Genomic DNA, 24,809 nt, shown 5'->3' with positions numbered 1-24,809 from the left:
AAAATAAAGTTTATTTTTCTTTACCTGATGCTTCAAGATTTCGCTCGATAGTATGTCCAGGTCTTGACCATTTTGGTTTTTCACCTAATGGAGCAAATTGAGAATCTTGCGCCTCAACAGTTTGCGGTTGAGAAACTTTTGTGAATGGTTTTTGTGGAATCAATCCTAACATTTCAAACATTTTCATGTCTTCATTTACATCAGGATTTGGAGTCGTCAATAACTTATCTCCCGCAAAAATGGAATTGGCACCAGCGAAAAAGCACATGGCTTGACCTTCGCGGCTCATGTTCATTCTTCCTGCAGAAAGACGAACTTGGGTTTCGGGCATGATGATTCTTGTTGTTGCTACCATTCGGATCATCTCCCATATTTCAACTGGTTTTTCTTCTTCCATCGGAGTTCCTTCCACGGCAACCAACGCATTTATAGGCACTGATTCCGGTTGCGGATTCAAAGTAGAAAGAGCTACAAGCATTCCGGCTCGGTCTTCAATACTTTCTCCCATACCGATTATTCCGCCGCTGCAAACGGTGACATTTGTTTTACGAACATTTTCTATTGTTTGCAAACGGTCTTCAAATCCGCGGGTCGAGATTACTTCTTTATAATATTCTTCAGAGGTATCTAAATTGTGATTGTAGGCATATAAACCAGCTTCCGCCAATCGATGTGCTTGATTTTCAGTAATCATTCCAAGGGTACAGCACACCTCCATGTCCAGTTTGTTTATGGTACGCACCATTTCAAGAACTTGGTCAAATTCAGGGCCATCTTTTACATTTCGCCAAGCCGCTCCCATACATACACGAGACGATCCGCTGGATTTTGCACGTAAAGCTTGCGCTTTTACTTGGCTAACTGACATTAAATCATTGCCTTCAATTTCAGTATGATACCGTGCAGCTTGTGGGCAATAGCCACAATCTTCTGGACACCCGCCTGTTTTTATAGAGAGTAAAGTTGAAACCTGAACCACGTTAGGATCATGATGTTCCCTATGAATAGAAGCTGCTTCATAAAGCAAGTCCATCATGGGTTTGTTATATATTGCGATAATTTCGTCTTTGGTCCAATTGTGTTTTGTAATGCTCATCGATATTGGTTTTTGATGCTTCAAAAGTAGTTAAATTGTTCTAAAGAACCAATGTAATAGTCTTGAAAAGGCTGAGGTGAAATTTTTTATGACTAAAGTTAAATATTCACATAAGGCTTTTTCTGAATTTTTAAATTCGGGTTGCGGTGATTTTAATACCAAGCTTTAAAGGCACGAAGAATTGGGAATTATTAATAAGCAAACATGCTAAAAACAGATTTTAATATTCTAAGTGGGGTGCTTGTTTTAATGAAAAATACGGGCTGTAAACAGCAGTTTGACTTAAGATTCAGCACCGTGTTTGTCTGAGGAATAACGCGTATCCCAATATAACATGAGCATGAATGTAACAATTACTGCGGATACAATTCCTTCAAACAATAAAGAAATAGAATATGTCATTACAGATGGCTCACCACCAAATAAAAAAGTTTTTGATAATGACCCAACGTATGCGTCTCCGCCTCTTACGTAACTATAAATAATTAAACCGATAATGCTTAAGAATATTCCTGTTAGTGCTGTTAGTAGCGCGGAAACAGCATTAGAAACTAGTATGATTTTGCCTTCAGCGAAATTAGATTTTAATGTTTTGTACGTTCCATAAAACACAAATAAAACATTAAACAGACGTAATAAATAAATATCGGCTAAGCCTAAAAGCTCCATCAGCAAGAAATAAAGTCCAATTCCAATGAAAATAATAAATCCGTTTACTAATTCTTTAGGTAGTTTCATACATCCAGTTTTAAAATTAAAGAATTATACCTTTTTGTGGAATTAGGTATATTCTATCAAATTTACAGAAAAAATAATAAATTTTTATGGAAAACACAAAAGATTTTATTCCGATTTAAAATTTTTGCAAGAGGCTGAGGGCTGTTTTTTTGTCTTTTTTAAGTTGATTTTTTAAGAGATCTACCGATTCAAATTTTTGTTCTGAACGAATTCTCTGCAGTATTGAAACCTTGATTTTTTGATTATACAAATCAGAATTAAAATCGAAATAATGAATTTCAATAGACTGTTTTTTTCCGTTAACAGTTGGATTAAAACCAATATTCATCATTCCAAAAATGGTCTGGCCATCAATTAAGCTTTTTACAATATAAACTCCGTTTTTGGGGATTAGTTTGTAATTTTCGTCGATTTTTAAATTAGCCGTTGGAAAACCAATGGTTCTTCCCAATTGTTTTCCTTGAACGATATTTCCCGTTAGAAAATATTCATACCCTAAATATTCGTTGGACAAAGCCATATCTCCTTCCATTAAAGCATTTCTGATTTTGGTGGAACTTACGGAAATATCATTGATTTCCTGAACGGATATTTGTTCTACTTTAAAATCATATTTTTTCCCAAAATTGATAAGATCATCAATGTTGGCCGTTCGATTTCTTCCAAAGCGATGGTCATGCCCAATAATTATCTTGTGAATGTGAAATCGATCAATAAGAATAGTGCTTACGAATTCTTCGGCAGTTAATCTCGAAAACATTTCATCGAAAGGGTGAATCACTAAATTTTCGATGCCAATTTTTTCCAGCAAATCTATTTTTTCATCGATGGTGTTGAGCAATTTTATATCAGAATGTTCCTGTAAAACCATGCGAGGATGTGGGAAAAAAGTAAGCACCAAGCTTTCATATTTCTCGTTCTCTTTCCCAACGCCTTGAAATTGTGTTAGTTTATTAAGAATCTTTTTGTGACCAATATGAACTCCATCAAAGGTACCCAACGTTAAGATTGTTTTTTTTGTGGAAGCGAAATCGTTTATAGAATGAAAAATCTTCAAAGCAAGTGTTTTATAAAAGCGCAAATTTAAGGTATCTAATTGATATAACTAAAAAAGGATTGAAAACTTCAATCCTTTTTTAGTTATATCGTGATTTTTTATTTTTTAATAAATCGAATTGTATTCGTTTCAGATTTACCTTTCGATAATTTTAAAAAATAAATGCCCTGAGATAAATTCGAAACATTTACGCGGAGGTCTTCTTCAGATTCGATTTTTTTAGATTTTATAATTTGACCAGAAGTATTGATAATACTATAGTTTTCCGGAGTTTCTAATTTATTTCCCACAACTATATTCAATAGGTTTGATGTGGGATTTGGGTAGAGGTAAACCAAGTTTAAGTTTTCTACATCGGCTCTTGTTAATGATCCAATTGCAAAGCTTTTAGAATCTGTTGCGTCAAAGGCTCCTCCGGTAGCAATAATTTCATCCGCTGGTGTTGATAAAGTGTAAGATCCCTCTCCGTAATCACAGCAGATTCCATCGTTATCAGTGTCAAATATTGTAAAAGTGTAACATTCATTGTTTACAAGGTCAAAGCTTGTTTTTATTGGAGCTGGTAGAGGTGAGGTTACCGCACTATCGGTATATGGTCCTCCTTTATACAATATGGTTCCAGCAGAATTTGTAAGATTCCAAGTGGTTTCTGTGCCATAGTGATCCAATTGTAAGGTAAGGATAACTGTATTGGTGGAGTAATTTTTTGTGATATCAAAATTTATAGTACTGTTGTCGTTGGAACTGTTTTGATCCGCTGTTCCATTGGCACTAATAATTGTGCTGCTGAAATTATGATTTCCTCCAGTTGTAGTCAAACTATTTAAGGTTACATCCTGCGTTCCATTTGTGGCAAGATTTCCAGTCCAATTATAAGTTTGCAAGTTGGTATTGTCGATTCCATAATTGATTGAAGCTTTTGTCAATGCTGTGCTTCCTTTGTTTACTATTTTAATAACAGGTGCAAAGGTATTGTTACAAGAAACAATGTTTAAGTTTACAACCATCGTGGAAGCATCATTAGCGAATGTTACTCCGGGAACAAGCGCATCAGAAGTTTTTAATGAAGCGCGTCTAATCGAATTATTCATAACAGTAATCATTCGTGCTTTTTGATCTGCTGTGAAAATGTTCATACAAGCATCATCAGTATAATCCATATAATTCTCAATCATATCTAAACCTGGAGATGCTGGACATGAATCAACACCTACGGGACATCCTTCATTTCCTTGTCCTGCATTAGGTGTATCTTCACAAAAATCGTCTACGTCACAACCACCATCTCCCCAAATGTGTCTTAGTCCTAGCCAGTGCCCCACTTCATGTGAAGTTGTTCTTCCCTTGTCATAATTTGTAACATAAGTTCCTTCTGGGAAGTAATTTGATGAGCCAAAATAGGGATAACCAATCACCACACCATCAGTGACAGCCGTGCCGCCACTTGTGTTTAATCCTGATAGACCCGAGGCGCTTGGGAATTGTGCATATCCCAAAAGTACAGTGTTAGTCAAATTTACCACCCAAATATTAAGATATTTTTCAGGATCCCATTGTGTTTGGGGTTTTACAAAATCGTTAATTTCATCAGTAGACCAGCTTTCTTGTCCTAAGTTTACACGGTTTATCCCATTTGATAAAACGCCAGATGGATCTCGTTTTGCAAGAGCAAATTCAATTTCTACGTCGGCTCCTACTGGGTTGGTGTTAAAACCAGGAGTGCCTGATTTTTTTCTGAAATCCTCGTTCAGTACTTGTAGTTGAGAAATCACTTGTTGATCAAATATGTTTTCATCAACACCTAAAATATCTCCATTATGAATTACATGAACTACAAGGGGTATTGTTATTATTGCATTTGTTTTGTATTCTTTTGAGGCATTCCTTTTTTTGTTTTTTTCGAGTTCAATTTTTGGTGTTATCCATTGTTCAAATTCTGTAGTCGATAATCTGTTTGGATTTTTAGACTGCAAGTATTCTTCATATTCTGTAGAAGCACAGCGAATTACGGAGCCTTGTTTTATGATTTTCTTTTTGCCAAATAGCATGACTTCATTTGTAATATTCACCTGTGCAAAAGTCCAGTTGATTGTGAATAAGAATATGAATATCAGAAAAGTAATTTTTTTCATGGTGTCAGTATTTTTGGACTTAAAAGAATCAAGATAATTTAATAATATGATTTTTAAAAAGGCTTTTGGTTGTTATTCTGTTTTTTGAGCAAGTATGTGGTTGATTTTGAATCTACAGAACAAAACTGTAGGATAAAATTAAATAATTTTTCTTTCGGATTGACATTATGAATCTTTTATTTCCCGTTGTATGCGGTCATGGTGATTTCTAATCCTGCTGTTCCAAAAGATTTTATGATTTCTGATGCTAGTTCTAATCGCTCCGGAAGTGCTGCTTTTTCAGTATCGTCCCAGTCTCCAAGAACATAATCAACTTGTTTTCCTTTTTTAAATTCATCGCTGATGCCAAAACGGAATCGTGCGTAATTTTGTGTATTCAGCACAAGGTTGATGTTTTTAAGTCCGTTGTGTCCGCCGTCGCTTCCTTTTTGTCGGATGCGAATGGTTCCGAAGGAAAGATTTAAATCATCGGTAATAACCAGAATATTTTCAAGCGGAATATTTTCTTTGTCCATCCAGTGTTGAACTGCTTTGCCACTCAAATTCATGTAGGTGTTTGGTTTGAGCAGTAAAAAGGTTCTTCCTTTGAATCTAAATTCGGCCAGTGCGCCTAGTTTTACGGTTTCGAAATTGACTCCTTCTTTTCGGGCGAGGAAATCCACTATTTTAAATCCGATGTTGTGTCTTGTGTTTACATATTCGGCGCCAATGTTGCCGAGTCCAACTATTAAAAATTTATTACTCACGCTTTCTATATTGTTTTTTTTGTGTTCGTGAACCTCTGGTTTCATACAAGTTGTACTGTCTTGTGTTTTTGGTGATGAGAATAAATTTGAAATCCATTTTATCATGCTGCAAAAATAGACTTAATTAGAGTATCGGACTATTAGATTTTTAGAAAATCACTATTGAGAACAAAATAGTTCTGAGTAGCCCTGATGGAAGTGGCATCCTTTTTCCTATTTACCGGGTCAGGGTTTTGAACCCTGACCCGGTAAATAGGAAAAAGATACAACGGACAGCAGGAAGATTCGTGATTGAAATGGAGGTATTTGTGCTCCTAGTAATAAAAAATGGAATAATGAGATTAATTCTTTCCTCGAAATGACAAAAAGTAATGCGCATAAAAAAAGCATCAGTTATACAACTGATGCTTTCTTAAATGATTGAAAAAATATTATTTTTTCTTTCCTTTTACAGGAGCTTTTGCTGCTTTTGCTGCTTCTTGCGCTGCTTTCATAGCCGCACGAGAAATTCTTACTTGAGCAACAACAGTGTTGTCTGGGTGAACCAATTTGTAGTTGTTGTTAACTAATTTAGTAACGTACAATTTGTTCCCCATTTCAAGTGGAGTAATGTCAGCTTCAATAAAATCTGGAAGATTTTTTGGTAAAGCTTTTACTTTAAGTTTACGAGTATTTAAACGTAAAACACCACCAGCAAGAACTCCTTGAGAAGTTCCAACAATTTTCACAGGAACTTCCATAGTGATTTCTTTATCATCAAATAATTGAAAGAAGTCAATGTGTAAAATCTTGTCAGACACCGGATGAACCTGAATGTCTTGTAAAATTGCGTTAAATGATTTTCCTTCACCAAGATCGATCTCAACTGTGTGAGCGTTTGGAGTGTAAACCAAGTTTTTGAAAGCCATAACTTCTGCTGAGAAATGAACTGCCTGATTTCCTCCGTATAATACGCAAGGAACCAATCCAGCATTACGTAGGGCTTTAGTCGCAACTTTACCCACGCTTTCTCTTTCTGATCCTTTAATTGTAATCGATTTCATTGTAAAAAAAATATAGTTATTAAATAATATTACTTGTTTGGCCTTTAGCTTTTGGCTATCAGCATGACTTTACAATTTTAAGACATTTGACATTACGACTTATGTATTACATTATAAATTTTCCACTAATGGAATTGTTATGGTGCACCATGTGCATGACTTCAGCAAAAAGTGGTGCACAACTCAACACTTTTATTTTATTTGATTCTTTCTTTAATGGAATAGAATCGGTAACTATTAATTCTAATAGTTTAGAATTTTCTATTTTTTCGTACGCATCACCTGATAAAATAGCATGCGTGCAAATGGCTCTTACGCTTAAAGCTCCTTTTTCGATCATTAAATCTGCGGCTTTCGCCAAAGTGCCTCCGGTATCAATCATGTCATCTACTAAGATTACATTTTTACCTTTTACCTCACCAATTAACTCCATTGTATCGATAATGTTCGCTTCTTTTCTTTGCTTGTAACAAATCACCACGTCCGATTCTAAAAATTTAGAGTAGGCGTACGCTCTTTTTGAACCTCCCATGTCTGGAGAAGCAATAGTCAGATTGTCTAGACCTAAACTTTTAACGTAAGGCATAAATATTGTCGATGCAAAAAGATGATCTACCGGTTTCTCAAAAAATCCTTGAATTTGATCTGCGTGCAAATCCATGGTCATTACTCTTGTTGCGCCTGCAGCATCTAATAAATTAGCTACTAGTTTAGCTCCTATCGGAACTCTTGGCTTGTCTTTTCTATCTTGTCTCGCCCAACCAAAGTAAGGAATTACTGCTGTTATGTGTCTTGCCGAAGCACGTTTTGCAGCATCAATCATCAGTAACATTTCCATCAAATTATCTGCCGTTGGAAAAGTTGAACAAACGATAAAAACGCGTAATCCTCTGATAGACTCTTCGTAAGAAGGTTGAAATTCACCGTCGCTGTATTTTGACATTGTAATTTTCCCTAATGGAATTCCGTATTGCTCTGCGATTTTCTCAGCCAGATAGACACTTTGTGAACAAGCAAAAATTTTAGCTTCTGGTTCTAGGTGTGACATTTAATTTATTGTTTTTATTCCGCTGCTCTTCATACTGTTGGCTTTGTCATTTGAATAAAGCCGTAAGTTTGTATATACCTCGGGTGTAGTTAGTTGTGTGTTCCGTTTTTAACGAGGTGCAAATTTATAAAATTTATTCAACTCTGAAAGGAAAAAATTAAGTATTTTTAGTTGAACATTTAATATTATTTTTTACATTTGCAGCGTGTTAAAGTAATTGACGGTTGATTTAAACACAACCACCTCTTTTATTGCGTTGAAATAACTGTTGTTATTTCATGTCTGCTAAGCCCGGATGGCGGAATTGGTAGACGCGCTGGTCTCAAACACCTGTGGGAAACCGTGCCGGTTCGACTCCGGCTCCGGGTACAAAAACCGCTTCTTTCGAAGCGGTTTTTTTGGTTTTATATCACAATGAATTCCTAATAATCAAAGCACTTTTGTTCTCAATTTGCTCTTTTTTGCCTTTCAAAATCATTTGTGCCAGTAACTTTCCCATGACTTCAAAATTGGTTGAAATTGTTGTAATCCCGTTTTCGACTACTTTTTTCAGCGGTGTTTCGTTATATGAAATAATACCATAATCACTACCTAATAGCAGTTTCTGAATCTTTGCTTTTTCAATGACGCGCACTAAATCCCTGTCGCTCGGAATAATATACACTTCGCCTTTTTTTATTTCTCGATTCTGAAATTCAGTAATGATTTCATAATCGAATGCAAAGTCTTTGCAGAAATTCTCAAAACCTATTTTCATACCCAGCGGCTCGCGGAATCCCGGGAAAATCATAATCAGTTTTTCGTATTTGTTCAACTTGGATTTTCCTTTCATTAAGCCGTCATAAATGTCTTTTACGAAATTTTGGTATACGGCGGGAAACGATTTTAGTTCTGGATTGGTCTGGTCTAATATGTATACTTCATTAACTGGTAGGGTTTTTATCACTGCGGCGGCCTCCGCTAAATTGGTCGGCATAATGATGTATTTGGTGTAATTGCCGTTACTGTCATTAATCAGTTTTTGGAAAACGGGAGCATTAAAATGATGAAAGAAAATATCTACCTGAGCGTTAGTGCCAACGTTTTCCAAAAATGAATTATACAAGTCTTCCTTAAAAATGTTCAATTCGTCAAAAAGTAAAAATATCCTTTGTTTTATTCTTACTTCAGTGCTTTTTATATAGTATCCTTTCCCCAGAATAGCATAGATTAATCCTCTTTTTTTCAGCTCTTCGTAGGCCTGTAAAACCGTGTCTCGGGATAGTGAAAATTCAAGACATACTTTGTTTATTGAAGGGAGTTTTTCGTCTTTTTTTAAATGACCTTTCTCAATCGTTTTTTCTATGGAGAAAATGATTTGTTTGTATTTTGGGACACCCAAATTATTTTGAATATTGATGATTTTCATAGAAAAGCTTTTTACAAATATATAAAAACTGGTAGGTACTGGTATGTTAAAATTAAGTTTTATTTTATTTTTGATTTTTTAATATTTCGTAAAAAATTAATTAAAAAAAAAACATATTCTATTTTATGTCTATTTTATTACATAGATTGTTTGATTTGTATCTAATAAAGTGGGTATTTGTTTTTTGTATTTAGCTAATGAAAATGGAATTAAAGATCATGTGGTATGTTGCTGTCATAGTTGTATTGTGCAGCAGTAAAAATTTGTCTTAAGCTATGAATTGATAGGCAAGCTAGACCTAGATAGAAGATCTAAAGAAGATTAATATTTTACGTTAACAATCTAATATACAGTGTAAAAATTTACTTTAAATTAAACAAAAGCAATAATAATTTTGAATAAATTAATTTCGAACTCAATTTCAATTTTATCTTTTATTAAGAAAGCTTCTAATCTTCCCTCTCTTTTAAAAGCATAATTAAACGAATAAAAAAAAATATTAACCAACCAATTTTTAAAACCATGAATTTATGAAAACCATTAAAAACGTAAATCATTTGTTAAGGATTAAACCATTCTTAACATCTAAACTCACTTTGTCAATAATCATTATGGTATCCTGTATTAGTTTACAGGGTCAAAATATTATAACAGGGTCTGTTGTAGATCAAAAAACATTTCAAACTGTTATTGGCGCTTCTGTAGTAGTCAAAGGAACGACAAATGCAACAATGACTGACGGTGAAGGGAATTATAAATTAAATGTATCTGATCCTAATGCTACATTAATTTTTTCCTACATCGGGTATGTAACAGTTGAAGAAGTCATTGCAGGTAGAAATTTGATAAATGTTTCACTCAATGAAGAAAATAATACATTAGATGAAGTAGTTGTAATTGGATATGGTACTGTTAGAAAAAGTGACTTGACAGGAGCTGTTGGAGGATTAAAAGCTGCACAATTAGATTCTCAAAGTAATACAAATTTAGGAAGTGCAATACAGGGTAAAATTGCCGGTGTTACTGTAGAGTCTGCGGGTGGAGCTCCTGGTTCTGGAACCAGAATTCAGATTAGAGGTGCTGGATCACTAAACAATAATAATCCTTTGATATTAGTTGATGATATTGCAGTTGCATCAATGAATAATCTAAATCCAAGTGACATCGAATCAATTCAAGTTTTGAAAGATGCTTCTGCAGCTGCTATTTATGGTTCAAGAGCTGCAAATGGTGTAATTTTGATTACTACAAAAAGTGGGAAAAAGGGAGAAATGAAAGTTACCTTTGATTCTTTCTATGGTGTTGGCAGTGTGACTAAAAAACTAGATTTGTTAAATCAAGAGCAATGGGCTAAAGTAAGTAATGCTGCATATAATGCAGCAGGAAAAGCACCATTAGACATTGCGCTAAATCCTCAAGTTCCTGGTGCGGGAATTAATTGGCAAAATGAAATATTTAGAGATGCTCCAACACAAAATTATTCATTAGGGCTTTCTGGAGGATCGGATAATTTGAAATATAATATGTCATTAAGCTACTATAATCAAAAAGGAGTTATAAAAGAAACAAATTATGACCGTGTTAACTTAAGAGTTAAATCAGATTACAAAAAAGGGATTTTTAAAATTGGAGAAACAGTAATGTTGACCAAAGAAAAAAGAAATGATTTGCCGGGCATACCAGGTCAAGGAAGAAATATTCTTGGAGCTGCTATATCTATGATTCCTGGATTTGCAATTTATAATGAAGATGCAATAGGAGGATATGGTGGTGCATCAGGTGCGGTTACCGATATATTTAATCCTGTAGCAGCGTTGAATCTTTTTGATGTAAAAAATGATTACTACCAAGCATTGATTAATACGTATGCTGAAGCAAGTTTCTTTGATGGCTTTAAATATAAATTAAATATAGGGGTAACGCTTTCTGAGCATAAGAGTTATAACTATACACCACGTTATGAGGTGGGTGGATTCTTCAAGAATTTAAAAAATACTTTAGCGGAAGGAAGTGATTTAAACCAATATTATCAAATTGAAAACACTTTAAATTATTCAAAAAAATTCGGGAAACATTCTGTAAATTTATTAGCAGGACATACTGTTTATCAAAATAGTTTTCGTTCTATTTTAGGCTCTGTACAAGGAATGCCAGATGGTATATTTGTTCTTGCGGGTGCAGAACAACCAGCTATTTCTGGGTTTGCTACTGAAAGTAAATTGACCTCATATCTTGGACGGGCGATATATTCTTACGATAATAAGTACATCCTAACGGCAACTTTTAGACGTGATGGTTCCTCTCGTTTTAGTCCAGAAAACAAATGGGGAAATTTCCCGTCAATTTCTGCAGCATGGGGAATCGGAAAAGAAGATTTTTTCAAAAACCTAGACTTGCCTGTATCTGAACTCAAGGTACGTGCAAGTTATGGTATATTAGGAAATCAAGAAATTGGAGATTACCAATACCTTGGATCAATTACATCAGGAATAAGTTATGGTACAGGAGAACCAAATACACTTTGGATTGGTAATATTCAAACAGAATATCCTGCGATTGGATTAAAATGGGAATCAACAACGACTGCCAATGTTGGTTTTGATTTAGGTTTATGGAATGGTAAATTAGATTATACTTTCGACTACTTTCAAAAAAATACGTCAGATTTACTTTTACGTGTGCCAATTCCTTTGTCAGTGGGGTCTAGTAATGATCCTTATACAAATGCCGGTGAGGTTTCAAATAAAGGTTTTGAGATGGGTTTAACACTTAATCAAAAAGTAGGAGAAGTTAATTTCTCTATAAATTCTAATATTTCAAGTGTAAAAAATCGTGTTGAAGGATTGAGCACAGGAAGTCAGATTCTTGCGGGTTCTAGTGGATCATTTCATGGATCAGCTGTGACTTACAGTAAAGTTGGATACCCTATTTATTCTTTTTTCCTTGTTAAGACAGATGGATTGTTCAGATCACAAGAAGAACTGGATGCACATAATGTGAATGGAAGTCCTATTCAACCAAGAGCAGCAATAGGAGACATAAGATATATTGATTTTAATGGAGATGGAAAAATTGATGCTGGAGACAGACAATTTAGAGGAAGTGCTTTTCCTGATTTCGAATATGGACTTCGTATTCAAGCAGATTGGAAAGGAATTGATTTGACCGTTGCTGCTCAAGGTGTTCAAGGTAATGAGATATATAATGGAAATAATACGGACTTAGCAACAGTAAAAGCAAATACAAATTATGCTACTTCAACTTTAGATTCATTTACTTTTAATCCTAACTCTAATTTTCCAAGATTGAATATTGATGATCCAAATGATAATGGCGCTGATTATTCAGATCGTTTCCTTGAAGATGGTTCTTATCTTAGGATAAAAACGATTCAAGTTGGGTATACGTTTCCTAATGACTTAAGTAAAAAAATAGCAATTGACAGATGTCGATTCTATGTTGCAGGAGATAATCTTTTCACTTCTACTAAATATACAGGATACAATCCGGATGTTTCGGCTGATGGACTTGGAGGTAGAGGAATAGATTATAAATCGTACCCATTAAGTAAGACTATTATTTTTGGCTTGCAACTTAACTTTTAAATCAACGAAAAATGAAAAAGAAATTAATTATATTATATTTTATGGGAGGACTTGCTCTGCTAAGTTCTTGTTCTGAGGATCTTGAATTACAAAATCCTAGTAAAGTAACAACTGGATCTTTCTGGCAAACTCAGGACGATTTGGAATCTGGATTAGCGACTGTTTACAATGTTTTAGTAGATAACAATAACGCAGGATATTGGGAAATACAAGCAATGCAGTTGAAGGAAAACAGAACAGAAAATTTTGTTGCCAGAAATGATGTTCCGGGGCGTTATGCAGTTTCTACTTATAAGAATACACCTAGTACAAATGAAACTACTGGAATGTATAAAGCAATGTACATTGGTATATTTCGTGCAAATCAAGTAATCAATTATGCTCCTCAAATCAAAAATATTGATGAAACAAAAAGAGCACAGCTAGTTGCTGAAGCGACATTTCTTAGGGGATTAAATTATTTTAATTTAGTGAATGAATTTGGGAGTGTTCCAATTTTTACAGATATAGTAAAAGAATCAGCAGATTATTTTAAAGAAAAATCGACAGAAGAGGAAGTATGGAAACAAGTAATTGCTGATTTTGAGTCTGCAGCAACAAGTCCGCTACCGGAAATCTATCCTTCAGCTTTAAAAGGCAGAGTAACAAAAAATACGGCAATCGCTTACCTTGGAAAATCGTATTTGTATTTAAAAAATTGGGCAAAAGCCGAAGAGCAATTTTCTAAACTGGTAAATAACGAAACCGCAAATGGATTTGGTCTTTTGGATGATTACGCACAATTATTTGATGGTAAGCACGAAAATAGTAAGGAATCAGTGTTTGAGATTCAGTTTAGTAGACAAGGGGGTGCTACTATTTGGGGTGGAAATCCATCCGAAAGATCTAGAGCAACTACTATGGCTCAAGAATTAGCGCCAGGAGAAGTTGGAGGATGGTTTGAGCTGTTGCCAACAAAAAAATTATTAGAGGCTATGATCAAAGAGAAAACTGTGGATGGCAGCTTTGATCCTAGAGCTTTAAGTACTTTGGCTTGGAGCTATCCTGGCAGTATTTACTATAATTATGATTTTTCATCAAAGTTTGGGGCGAATGCTATATGGATAAGAAAAAATCAAAACTGGTGGAACAAAGATGAAGGGGATTGGAAATCAGAACTGAATGAATATGCAATGCGTTATGCTGATGTGCTTTTAATGCTTGCTGAAGCAAAAACAATGCAAGGAAAAGTTGGTGAAGCCATACCTTTGGTAAAAAGAATTAGAGATAGAGCGAAGTTAGGCACTGTCGTAATGACAGGATGGAGTCAAACTCAAATGATGGATGAGATTATGCACCAAAGAAATGTTGAATTTGCTCGGGAAGGGATTCACTGGTATGATTTAAGAAGATGGGGTACTTTAGAAAAAGTAATCAAAGGAAGTCAAGTTGGTGGTTATCTTAATTACTCGGCTAAATACAACTACTTTCCTATTCCGGAAAGTGAGTTAAATAATAACCCAAAAATGACACAAAATGCCAATTGGTAATTAAGGTTTATGCAATTTAATTAATGAAAAGTTAAATTAAGAATTTGACAAATGATTAATAAACTATATCATAGCGGATTAATCATTTGTCATCTCATATAAAAAACATCCGATATCTTTAAGTTTATTAGATAAAAGTATTTCGATCTTAAAAATTCATTATAAATGAAAAAAGCAATAATTTTAGCCTGCATTTTTACCGTTATTTCTTTGGTTGTGTTCGCACAAGAAAAGCCAATGACTAATGATTGGGAAAATCCAGCAATATTTCAGATTAATAGAGAACCGGCGAGAGCCGCATTTTTGCCTTATGCTGATGAATCATCTGCTATTGCTGATGATTATACTCGTTCCCCTTGGTTTCTTACCTTAGATGGGAAATGGAAATTTAATTGGGCACCAACACCCGATCAGCGTCCTAAAGATTTTTTTAAAACAGATTTTAATACAACCAATTGGAAAGAAATTACGGTTCCTTCAAACTGGGAATTGGGCGGGTATGGAATTCCTATTTACACTAACATTACCTATCCATTTGTCAAAAATCCACCATTCATTGATCATGCAGATAATCCAGTGGGGTCTTACCGACGTACTTTCGAGTTGCCAGAAAATTGGAACGAACGCCGTGTTTACCTTCATTTTGAAGCAGGAACTTCAGCAATGTATATTTGGATAAATGGAGAAAAAGCAGGCTATAGTGAAAACACGAAAAGTCCAACGGAATTTGATATTACTAACTATGTAAAAGTCGGTAAAAACCAGGTTGCTGTTGAGGTGTATCGATGGAGTGATGGTTCTTATTTGGAAAATCAAGATTTTTGGCGTTTGTCAGGGATCGATCGTGACGTTTACCTTTACAGTACTGCTAATACTCGTATTGCAGATTTCTTTGCCCGTCCTGATCTTGACGATTTTTATAAAAACGGAAGTCTCTCTGTTGATGTTAAATTTAAGAACATGAACAAGGTTGCGAAAAATGGTCAAACTGTAGACGCTAAATTGGTGGATGCAACAGGAAAAGAAGTTTTTGCAAAAACGATTAAAGTAGATTTAAAAGCAAATTCAACGGAATCAGTTAGCTTTAATGAAAAAGTAGCTTCACCACTTTTATGGAACAATGAAAGTCCTTATTTATATACTCTATTGCTTACACTTAAAGATGATATTGGAAAGCCCGTGGAAACGGTTGCTACTCAAATCGGTTTCCGAAAAGTAGAATTAAAGAACGGACAGTTATTGGTTAACGGCATCCGAATCATGGTGCATGGTGTAAATATTCATGAACACAATCCTAAAACGGGTCATTATCAAACTAAAGAAACCATGATGAAGGACATTCGCATGATGAAGCAATTAAATATCAATGCGGTGCGAAGCAGTCATTATCCGTCTAACCTTGAATGGGTGAAGTTGTGTAATCAATATGGTTTGTTCTTGGTAGACGAGGCTAATATTGAAACTCATGGTATGGGTGCTGAATTGCAAGGTTCCTTCGATAAAACAAAACATCCTGCTTATCTGCCTCAGTGGAAAGCAGCTCACATGGATCGCATTTACAGTTTGGTAGAGCGAGATAAAAATCAACCTTCTGTAATTCTTTGGTCTTTGGGTAATGAGTGTGGAAACGGACCTGTTTTTCAAGAGGCTTATAATTGGATAAAAAATAGAGACAAAACTCGATTGGTTCAATTTGAGCAAGCTGGTGAAGAAGAAAACACCGATATAGTTTGTCCCATGTATCCTAGTATGGATTATATGAGAGAATATGCTAAACGCAAAGAGGTGAAACGTCCGTTTATTATCTGTGAATACTCACATGCTATGGGTAATAGTAGTGGTAATTTTCAGGAATATTGGGATATTATTCGCAGCAGCAATAATATGCAGGGAGGATTTATATGGGATTGGGTAGATCAGGGATTTGAAATGACAGATGAAGTAGGACGCAAATATTGGTCGTATGGTGGAGATATGGGAAGCCAAAATTATACCAACGATGAGAATTTCTGTCACAACGGATTAGTTTGGCCCGATCGTACGCCACATCCAGGTGCTTTTGAAGTAAAAAAAGTGTATCAGGATATTCTTTTCACAGCGGTTGATTTAAAACAAGGAATTATTCAAGTAGAAAACGGATTTGGTTACACTGATCTTGATAAATATTGTTTTAAATATGAGGTTTTAGAAAACGGGTTAGTCATAAAGACAGGTGCTGTTGATATAAGTCTTGTGCCACAATCCAAGAAACAAATACAACTTCCATTGCCAAAATTAGAATCACTAAACGGAGTCGAATATCTTTTAAATATTTTTGCCTACACAAAAGAAGGTACAGAAGTGCTACCTCAAAATTATGAAGTAGCACGTGAACAGTTTTCAATTGGAGAGCATAAGTATTTTGTCAAAGCAGCAGCTGAAAGTACAAATTCAGCGGTTAAAGATGAACAAGACACCGTAACTCTCAGTGCAGCCGGAGTTGAAGTAACCATAAATAAGAAAACGGGTTTGATGCAACAGTACAAATCTAACGGAGACTATTTTTTCAATCAAATGCCAGTTCCTAATTTTTGGCGTGCCCCAACGGATAATGATTTTGGAAATTACATGCAAGTTAGCAGTAATGTATGGAGAACTGTAGGAAGATTTAGTAGTTTGGATACTATGGAGATTAAAGAAGTAGGAGATAAAACAATAGTAGTCACTCGCCTTTTCTTAAAAGATGTAGCGTCTTATTATACCATTACTTACACAATGGACTCTGACGGTGGTTTAACCGTACAAAATTCATTCAAGGCAGGAAACAATCCTTTGGCCGAGATGCCTCGTTTTGGAATGTTGTTCTCTCTCAAAAAAGAGTTTGATAATTTTAGTTATTACGGTAGAGGACCTTGGGAGAATTATCAAGATAGAAACACATCATCTCTGAAAGGAATTTATGAAAGTAAGGTTGCTGATCAATACGTTCCTTACACTCGCCCTCAAGAAAATGGATATAAAACGGATGTCCGTTGGTTAACACTTACAAATAATTCAGGAAATGGAATTGAAATAGAAGGTTTACAGCCATTAGGAGTAAGCGCATTACATAATTATCCTGAAGATTTTGATCCAGGTTTGACAAAAAAATACCGTCATACAAATGATATTACGCCACGAAATGAAGTTGTGATTTGTGTTGATTTAGCCCAAAGAGGCTTAGGTGGAGATAATAGTTGGGGCGCTATGCCACACGAACAGTACCAATTGAAAGACAAAGAGTACAGTTATGGCTTTATTATTAAACCTAAAAAGAAATAAAAAATTAAAATTTCACTCCTTTTTAGTATTTATAATTTGGGGTGAAATAAATTAAGCTAATACAAATGTAGCTGTTGAAATTAATTATTATGAAAGAAAAACTGAAATTCTATTTTAATAAAAAGGGTATTTTAATATTGTTTTTTATGTTTAGCGCAACCAGTTTTTGGGCGCAAAAAGTTACAATACCTATTGCGACCAATAGCAATATGATGTTGTTGCAGACAGATAGTAATAATCGTTTGATGACAGTCTATTTTGGGAAACCTCTGGCAAATGTCAGTGAATATCAATCAGCTTCTTTGGCTTATAATTTCAAGGATGAGAATGCTGGAATTTATAATGGAGTCTATACTCCTGCAGGGACTTGGAATCTTTCCGAACCAGCTGTTCAAGTAAAACATGCTGACGGAAATCCCTCTTTGGAACTTAAATATGTAAGTCATAAGACGGAAAAAATTGATGCGAATTCCTCTGTTACAAGTATTGTTTTAAAAGATCCTGTTTACCCATTTATGGTGACTTTGTTTTATAAAGTTTGGCCAGAAGAAAATGTAATTGAGCAATGGTCAGAAATCAAGCATAATGAAAAAAAGGCAGTTCTCTTGCAGAAATTTGCATCGGCTAATTTATATTTTACTAATAAAGATTTTTACTTGACTAGTTTTCAAGGTCAGTATTTAAAGGAAATGCAGCCTATTGAGTCAAAACTTTTGCAGGGAATAAGAACAGTAGATTCTAAACTGGGAACAAGAGCGATGTTGCTTCAAAACCCAAATTTTATTTTGTCTTTTGGGAAGCCTGCTTCAGAAACTGAAGGTACAGTGATGCTGGGGCAATTGGCTTGGAGCGGAAATTTTAAATTAGATTTTGAGGTTGACTCGTATAAGAATCTTCGTCTTATTGCAGGGGTTAGTCCATATGCCTCTGAATATCTTTTGCCAGCGAATCAAGTTTTTAAAACCCCGTCTTTGATATATGCTTTATCTAATAATGGTACTGGTGAGGCAAGTAGGAATCTTCATGATTGGGCAAGAAAGTATAGGGTGTTGGATGGTGAAGGAGAACGTCTTACGTTGTTAAACAACTGGGAGGCGACTTATTTCGATTTTGATGACAATAAAATTGCAGATTTATTTAAAGATGCTAAGGACATTGGAGTAGATATGTTTTTGTTAGATGACGGATGGTTTGGAAATAAATATCCTAGAAATGATGATAAAGCAGGTCTTGGAGATTGGAAAGAAAATGCAAAGAAGTTACCTCATGGATTAGCTTATTTAGTAAAAGAAGCTAAAAAAGAAGGGGTTAAATTTGGAATTTGGATTGAACCTGAAATGGTAAATCCTAAAAGTGAGTTATATGAAAAGCACTTGGACTGGGTAATTCGACAACCGGAAAGACCGGAAGTATATTATAGAAACCAATTAGTGCTTGATTTATCAAATCCAGAAGTACAGGATTTTGTATTTGGGATTGTAGACGACCTTTTTGTTAAAAATCCGGAATTGGCATTTATAAAATGGGATTGTAATGCGGTTATTTACAACGCGTATTCAGCCTATCTTAACAAAAAAGGTATTCCACAATCTAATTTATATGTTGATTATATAAGAGGGTTATGTAAAGTACTAGAAAGAATCCGTGTTAAATATCCTAAAGTTCCTATGATGTTATGCTCAGGCGGAGGAGGACGTGGAGATTATGAACTGTTAAAATACTTTACAGAATTCTGGCCGAGTGATGACACTGAGCCTTTAGAAAGAATATTTATGCAATGGGATTATTCGTATTTTTTTCCCTCTATTACAACGGATAACCATGTCACTGACTGGGGGAAACAGCCGTTAAAATTCAGAGTTGATGTAGCAAGTATGGGTAAATTAGGGTTTGATATTGTGGTTAGTCATTTAAGCGATAAGGATAAGTTGTTCTGCAAAGAAGCAATAAAAAATTATAGCTCATTCAAAGATATTGTTTGGCATGGTGATTTGTATCGTTTAGTGAATCCACATGAAAATGATATTTCTGCATTAATGTATGTTGATAAAGACAAGAGTAAGGCAGTTGTTTTTAATTATTTGGTTAACAATCGATTTATGTTGACAGCAACTCCACTTCCAGTCGTTTTAAAAGGATTAGATCCAAATAAAAAATATGCATTAAAAGAATTGAACATATATCAGGGAGCCGGTTCTACGATCCCCTCTGAAAATGTTTTTTCAGGTGATTTTCTGATGAAGGTGGGGATTAATCCAAATGTAAATTTACAAAGAACAAGTGTCATCCTTGAAATTACTGGAGTGAAATAAGGTAAAAATATGGTATGTATACAAAAGTTTTGACTTAGTAATTAACCCTCGAATAGTAAACATTCGTGGTTTTTTTAACACTTAAAAACTGGTAGGTACTGGTATGTATTTTTAGACAATTGTTTTATTTTTGATTTTTTGTATTTAATAAAAAAAAGATGAAAATAAAAGAGATATCACATTTAAAAGACAGCTGTATTATGGAATTATTTGGTAGTATGCATGATGGTGAAGTTGTTGATTCGTGTGAATTAACTAATAAAAATGGAATGAGGCTTAAAGTGACCAATTACGGCGCGACTATTACTTCATTGAACATACCACTGAAAAACGGTGAATTTGTTGATGTAGTATTGGGTTTTGATACTTTAGAGGCCTATATTAAGTCATTTGATCTGGAAAGTGCGCCCTACTTTGGAGCGACTATTGGACGTTATGCTGGCAGAATTAATAATAGCATTTTTAGTTTGAACGGTAAAGCTTTTCATTTAAATAAAAACAACAATAATAATTCGTTACATGGCGGAAATATTGGCTTTAGTCAAAAAATGTGGCGGGCGAAAAATGTGAAAAAAGGAAAGAATCCATCAATAACTTTCGCGTATTTCAGTGCTGATGGAGAAGAAAATTATCCAGGAGGCTTATCAGTAGAAATTACCTATATGGTATCGGAGGACAATGAATTAATTATAGAGTATAAAGCCATTTCGACCGAAGATACAATTGTAAATTTAACCCATCACAGTTATTTTAATCTCGATGGTCACGATTCTGATATTTTAGAACAGGAGTTAATCGTTAACTCTCAAAAAATGGTAGAGACAACTAGTGAAAATGTACCAACGGGTAGGTTATTGGAATTAGAAAATAATCCTTTCGATTTTAATAATCCTAAAAAGTGTCCTTCAAAAATAGACAATACCTATGTTTTAGAAAAGGAAAATGAATTTGCTGCTTCCCTTTTTAATAAAAACAATAATTTGAAAATGACCGTTTACACGAATCAACCTGGGGTTCATATTTATGTTGGTGGAAATTGTTTTAATACAGTAAAAGGAAAAGAAAATGCAAATTATCATGCTTTGAGCGGTATTTGTTTTGAGACTCAAAATTTTCCGGATGCACCTAATAACGAACATTTCCCGAATGCGGTTCTAAAAAAAGGGGAAATATATTATCATAAAACAATTTATAAGTTTCAATCCTTTTAAGATGAAAAATTTCAAAACTATATTGTCGTTGTTACTGTCGTTTTTGTTTTATACGTATTGTAATTCTCAAACGAATGTGGATGAGACACCAACGTCAATATCAACGGTTTCTACTTTTGCAATAGGAGCTGATATAGGTTGGTTGCCACAAATGGAAGCCACAGGATATAAGTTTTATGATACCGACGGTACTGAAAAAGATTGTTTGCAATTACTCAAAGACAGAGGAATGAATAACATTCGATTGCGGGTTTGGGTAAACCCTTCTAATGATAAAGCAAGCGGACATTGCAGTCCAGCAGAAACTGTTGTAGCGGCTTTACGCGCTCAAAAATTGGGCATGCGCATTATGATTGATTTTCATTATAGTGATACTTGGGCCGATCCGGCAAAACAAGCGAAACCCGCAGCTTGGGCAAATCACACTTTTCCGGAATTATTAAATGATGTTTACAACCATACTTTTGAGGTGTTAACGGCATTGAAAAATGCAGGAGTTACGCCGGAATGGGTACAGGTAGGGAATGAAATTCCTGGAGGCATGATGTGGCCCGAAGGGAGTACCAAAAATTGGAATCAATTGGCACAATTACTTAACAAAGGGTATGAAGCTACAAAAGCTATTGATCCTAAAATTAAAGTTATCGTTCATCTTGACGAAGGAAATAATAATGAAAAATTCAGATTGTTTTTTGATAGTGCCAAAGCAAATAATGTAAAGTACGACGTGATTGGACTGTCTTATTATCCTTTTTGGATCAAGAAAAATTACACGGAAACTATTGGTGATTTAGCTTATAATTTGAATGATATGGTTACTAGATATGACAAAGAAGTGATGGTTGTAGAAGTTGGTGGCGAATATGACAAAGTGCAAAATACGTATGAAATGTTAGCAGCAACAATCAAAGCAGTCAAAGCGGTACCAAATAATAAAGGACTTGGCGTAATTTATTGGGAACCACAAGGAGAAAAAAGTTGGAGCGGTTATTCCCTGAGCGCTTGGCAGCCTGACGGGTCACCTTCAGCGGCTTTAGATGCTTTTAAAGGATAGTTTTGGCTTTGCCTTTTGCGGAAGTATGAGTATATTAAGGAATAGATTTTAATTGCGTGACATTAAATAATTTTATAGGTTTAAAAATGAAGAAATTGATATGTATTCTTGTTGTATTTTTAGTATTTACACAAATGGCTTTGTCTCAAACACGAGCCATTAAAGTGTTAAGTAGCAATTGGAAATTTCAAAAAGGCGATTTTGAAGAGGCGCATAAAGTAAATTTTAATGATTCGAAATGGGAATCCGTAACCATTCCGCATGATTGGGCAATTTACGGGCCTTTTGATAAAAATGTAGACAAACAAAGAGTTGCCATTGTTCAAAACGGAGAAAATATAGCTACCGAAAAAACGGGAAGAACGGGAGCTTTGCCCCATGTAGGAACAGCGTGGTACCGCAATACATTTACATTGCCTAAAGATTCAAAAGGGAAAAAAATAATTTTACTTTTTGAAGGAGCAATGAGCGAACCTCAAGTGTATTTAAACGGGAAAAAAGTGGGAGAGTGGGCGTACGGCTACAGTTATTTTTATTTTGATGTTTCCCAATTTATACAAGAAGGAGCCAACACATTGTCAGTACAATTAACCAATAAGGAATTTGCTTCCCGTTGGTATCCGGGTGCTGGTTTGTATCGAAATGTAAGCGTTATTGTAAAAAACAACGAAAGTATTGACCAATGGGGGCAGTTTGTAACGACGCCTTTTATAAGTTCGGCAATGGCCAAAGTAAATATTAAGACCAAAGTTTCTGGCGAAAATACTCGTTTAGTCACCACTGTTTTTGATGCCGAAGGACAGAAACTAAATTCAGAGGAATCTACGCTTCAATTCGGAAATGAGTTCGATCAAAACATAAAAGTAGAAAAACCAAAATTGTGGAGTCCCGAAACGCCTTACTTGTATAAAGCGGTTTCCCAATTGTATGTTGGAAAAGAACTAAAAGATGAAATTTCAACCCGTTTTGGAATCCGAGAAATAAAATACGAGCCCAATAAAGGTTTTAGTCTGAATGGAAAGATAACCAAATTTAAAGGAGTTTGTCTGCACCACGATCTTGGTCCACTCGGAGTTGCAGTAAATAAAGCCGCGTTGCGCAGGCAAATGAAGATATTAAAAGATATGGGTTGTAATGCAATTCGCAGTTCGCACAATATGCCCTCTTTTGAGCAACTGGAGTTGGCGGATGAAATGGGTTTTATGTTTTTGGCAGAGAGTTTTGATGAATGGGCAAAGCCAAAAGTAGAAAATGGGTATCATCGTTTTTTTGAGGATTATGCCGAAAAAGACATCGTAAATCTCGTGCAGGCTACAAGAAATCATCCTTCTATTGTGATGTGGAGTTCTGGAAATGAAGTGCCGGATCAATGGGGAGAGGCTGGTGTAAAACGAGCCAAATGGCTGCAGGAAATATTTCATCGAGAAGATCCAACACGTCCTGTAACTGTTGGTATGGATCAGGTAAAAGCGACTATGGAATCTGGATTTGGAGCTGTGCTGGATGTTCCGGGATTGAATTATCGGGTGCATTTGTATGATGAGGCATTTGCAAAATTTCCACAAGGGTTTATTTTAGGTTCCGAAACTGCGTCAACGGTTAGCTCCAGAGGGATTTATAAATTTCCTGTGGTTCAGGAGAAAATGAAACAATATCCTGATTTTCAGTCTTCCTCTTATGATTTGGAAGCCTGTAGCTGGTCTAATGTGCCTGATGAAGATTTTGTGCTTCAAGATGATAAACCTTGGGTGATCGGCGAGTTTGTTTGGACTGGTTTTGATTATTTAGGAGAGCCTACGCCGTATGATGAAAGCTGGCCGTCCCGAAGTTCTTATTTTGGAATTAACGATTTAGCGGGTTTACCCAAAGACCGCTATTATTTATACCGAAGCCGTTGGAATACGAAGGAATCAACCCTTCATATCTTACCGCATTGGAACTGGGAAGGCCGTGAAGGAGCGATAACCCCCGTTTTTGTATATACGAGCTACAACAGCGCCGAGCTTTTTGTAAATGGCAAAAGTATGGGAGTGCAGAAAAAAAACAAAAGTACACCACAGAATCGCTATCGTCTGATGTGGATGGATGTAAAATATGAGCCGGGAACGGTCAAAGTTGTGGCTTTTGATGACAATGGAAAAGCTGTTGCTGAACAAGAGGTACATACTGCCGGCAAACCTTATCAGATTGTTTTAGATGCAGACAGGAAAATAATCAATGCCAATGGCGAGGATATATCGTTTGTAACAGTATCTGTAGTTGACAAAAATGGAATTCTTTGTCCTACTGCGACTAACCAGCTAAAATTTAAGGTTTCAGGGGCGGGTACTTACAGAGCTGCCTGCAATGGTGATGCCACTTCACTCGAAATGTTTCATAAAGATACCATGAAGCTTTTTAGCGGAAAATTGGTAGTGCTTGTAAAATCGACAACGACTGCTGGTGCTATAAAACTTGAAGTAAATGGTGCTGGACTAAAGAGCGGAAAATTGACCTTAGTGTCTCAAAATAAATAAAAAGCAGAAGCGGG

Annotated in this window: 15 protein-coding genes and 1 tRNA gene; 8 read left to right on the top strand and 8 right to left on the bottom strand. The window is 35.3% G+C overall.

The window, feature by feature from the left end; all coding sequences use genetic code 11:
- Positions 1-10: 10 nt before the first annotated feature.
- From bioB to ACP7AV_RS01285, 7 genes are all read right to left on the bottom strand, one after another.
- The gene (gene bioB, locus ACP7AV_RS01315; RefSeq protein WP_426062630.1) at positions 11-1,096 is read right to left on the bottom strand and encodes a biotin synthase BioB; all 1,086 of its coding nucleotides are present in this window, start codon (positions 1,094-1,096) and stop codon (positions 11-13) included.
- A gap of 282 nt (positions 1,097-1,378) precedes the next feature.
- Entirely contained in the window at positions 1,379-1,834 is a 456-nt protein-coding gene (locus tag ACP7AV_RS01310; protein WP_426090448.1) for a hypothetical protein, read from the bottom strand.
- Positions 1,835-1,949: 115 nt separating this feature from the next.
- On the bottom strand, positions 1,950-2,891 hold the full coding sequence (locus tag ACP7AV_RS01305; protein WP_426090447.1) for a bifunctional riboflavin kinase/FAD synthetase: 942 nt from the start codon (positions 2,889-2,891) through the stop codon (positions 1,950-1,952).
- 98 nt (positions 2,892-2,989) lie between these two features.
- Entirely contained in the window at positions 2,990-5,023 is a 2,034-nt protein-coding gene (locus ACP7AV_RS01300) for a M43 family zinc metalloprotease (protein ID WP_426090446.1), read from the bottom strand.
- A 176-nt stretch (positions 5,024-5,199) separates the two neighbouring features.
- Positions 5,200-5,874, bottom strand: coding sequence for an aminoacyl-tRNA hydrolase (gene pth / locus ACP7AV_RS01295; protein ID WP_426090445.1), 675 nt, complete (start codon positions 5,872-5,874; stop codon positions 5,200-5,202).
- Positions 5,875-6,200: 326 nt separating this feature from the next.
- Positions 6,201-6,812, bottom strand: coding sequence for a 50S ribosomal protein L25/general stress protein Ctc (locus tag ACP7AV_RS01290; RefSeq protein ID WP_426090444.1), 612 nt, complete (start codon positions 6,810-6,812; stop codon positions 6,201-6,203).
- Positions 6,813-6,918: 106 nt separating this feature from the next.
- Positions 6,919-7,860 (bottom strand): ribose-phosphate pyrophosphokinase, encoded by a 942-nt coding sequence (locus tag ACP7AV_RS01285; RefSeq protein WP_426062636.1) that lies wholly within the window; start codon positions 7,858-7,860, stop codon positions 6,919-6,921.
- A gap of 289 nt (positions 7,861-8,149) precedes the next feature.
- On the opposite strand from ACP7AV_RS01285, the gene ACP7AV_RS01280 reads away from it, so the two are divergent.
- A tRNA-Leu gene (locus tag ACP7AV_RS01280) sits at positions 8,150-8,229 on the top strand.
- 40 nt (positions 8,230-8,269) lie between these two features.
- On the opposite strand, the gene ACP7AV_RS01275 is transcribed toward ACP7AV_RS01280, so the two are convergent.
- Positions 8,270-9,268, bottom strand: coding sequence for a GntR family transcriptional regulator (locus ACP7AV_RS01275; RefSeq protein ID WP_426090443.1), 999 nt, complete (start codon positions 9,266-9,268; stop codon positions 8,270-8,272).
- Between the two features lie 530 nt (positions 9,269-9,798).
- On the opposite strand from ACP7AV_RS01275, the gene ACP7AV_RS01270 reads away from it, so the two are divergent.
- From ACP7AV_RS01270 to ACP7AV_RS01240, 7 genes are all read left to right on the top strand, one after another.
- Positions 9,799-12,873 carry a SusC/RagA family TonB-linked outer membrane protein gene (locus ACP7AV_RS01270; RefSeq protein WP_426090442.1) on the top strand — a complete coding sequence of 1,025 codons (3,075 nt, stop codon included), beginning with the start codon at positions 9,799-9,801 and terminating at the stop codon, positions 12,871-12,873.
- Positions 12,874-12,884: 11 nt separating this feature from the next.
- Positions 12,885-14,402 carry a RagB/SusD family nutrient uptake outer membrane protein gene (locus ACP7AV_RS01265; RefSeq protein WP_426090441.1) on the top strand — a complete coding sequence of 506 codons (1,518 nt, stop codon included), beginning with the start codon at positions 12,885-12,887 and terminating at the stop codon, positions 14,400-14,402.
- 165 nt (positions 14,403-14,567) lie between these two features.
- Positions 14,568-17,702 (top strand): glycoside hydrolase family 2 TIM barrel-domain containing protein, encoded by a 3,135-nt coding sequence (locus ACP7AV_RS01260; RefSeq protein WP_426090440.1) that lies wholly within the window; start codon positions 14,568-14,570, stop codon positions 17,700-17,702.
- Between the two features lie 146 nt (positions 17,703-17,848).
- Complete coding sequence (locus ACP7AV_RS01255; protein WP_426090439.1) at positions 17,849-20,014, top strand: alpha-galactosidase; 2,166 nt, start codon at positions 17,849-17,851, stop codon at positions 20,012-20,014.
- Positions 20,015-20,172: 158 nt separating this feature from the next.
- Positions 20,173-21,225, top strand: a complete 1,053-nt coding sequence (locus ACP7AV_RS01250; RefSeq protein ID WP_426090438.1) for an aldose epimerase family protein — start codon at positions 20,173-20,175, stop codon at positions 21,223-21,225.
- 1 nt (position 21,226) lies between these two features.
- Positions 21,227-22,279, top strand: a complete 1,053-nt coding sequence (locus tag ACP7AV_RS01245) for a glycoside hydrolase family 53 protein (RefSeq protein ID WP_426090437.1) — start codon at positions 21,227-21,229, stop codon at positions 22,277-22,279.
- An 86-nt stretch (positions 22,280-22,365) separates the two neighbouring features.
- A complete protein-coding gene (locus ACP7AV_RS01240) occupies positions 22,366-24,795 on the top strand; it encodes a DUF4982 domain-containing protein (RefSeq protein ID WP_426090436.1) in 2,430 nt (809 codons plus the stop codon).
- Positions 24,796-24,809 lie beyond the last annotated feature (14 nt).

The organism is Flavobacterium sp. DSR3-2 (assembly GCF_049896525.1).
In the GTDB taxonomy this organism is placed as follows: domain Bacteria; phylum Bacteroidota; class Bacteroidia; order Flavobacteriales; family Flavobacteriaceae; genus Flavobacterium.
The sequence above is the reverse complement of the archived record's forward strand: the minus strand, read 5'-3'. Positions and strand labels throughout refer to the sequence as shown.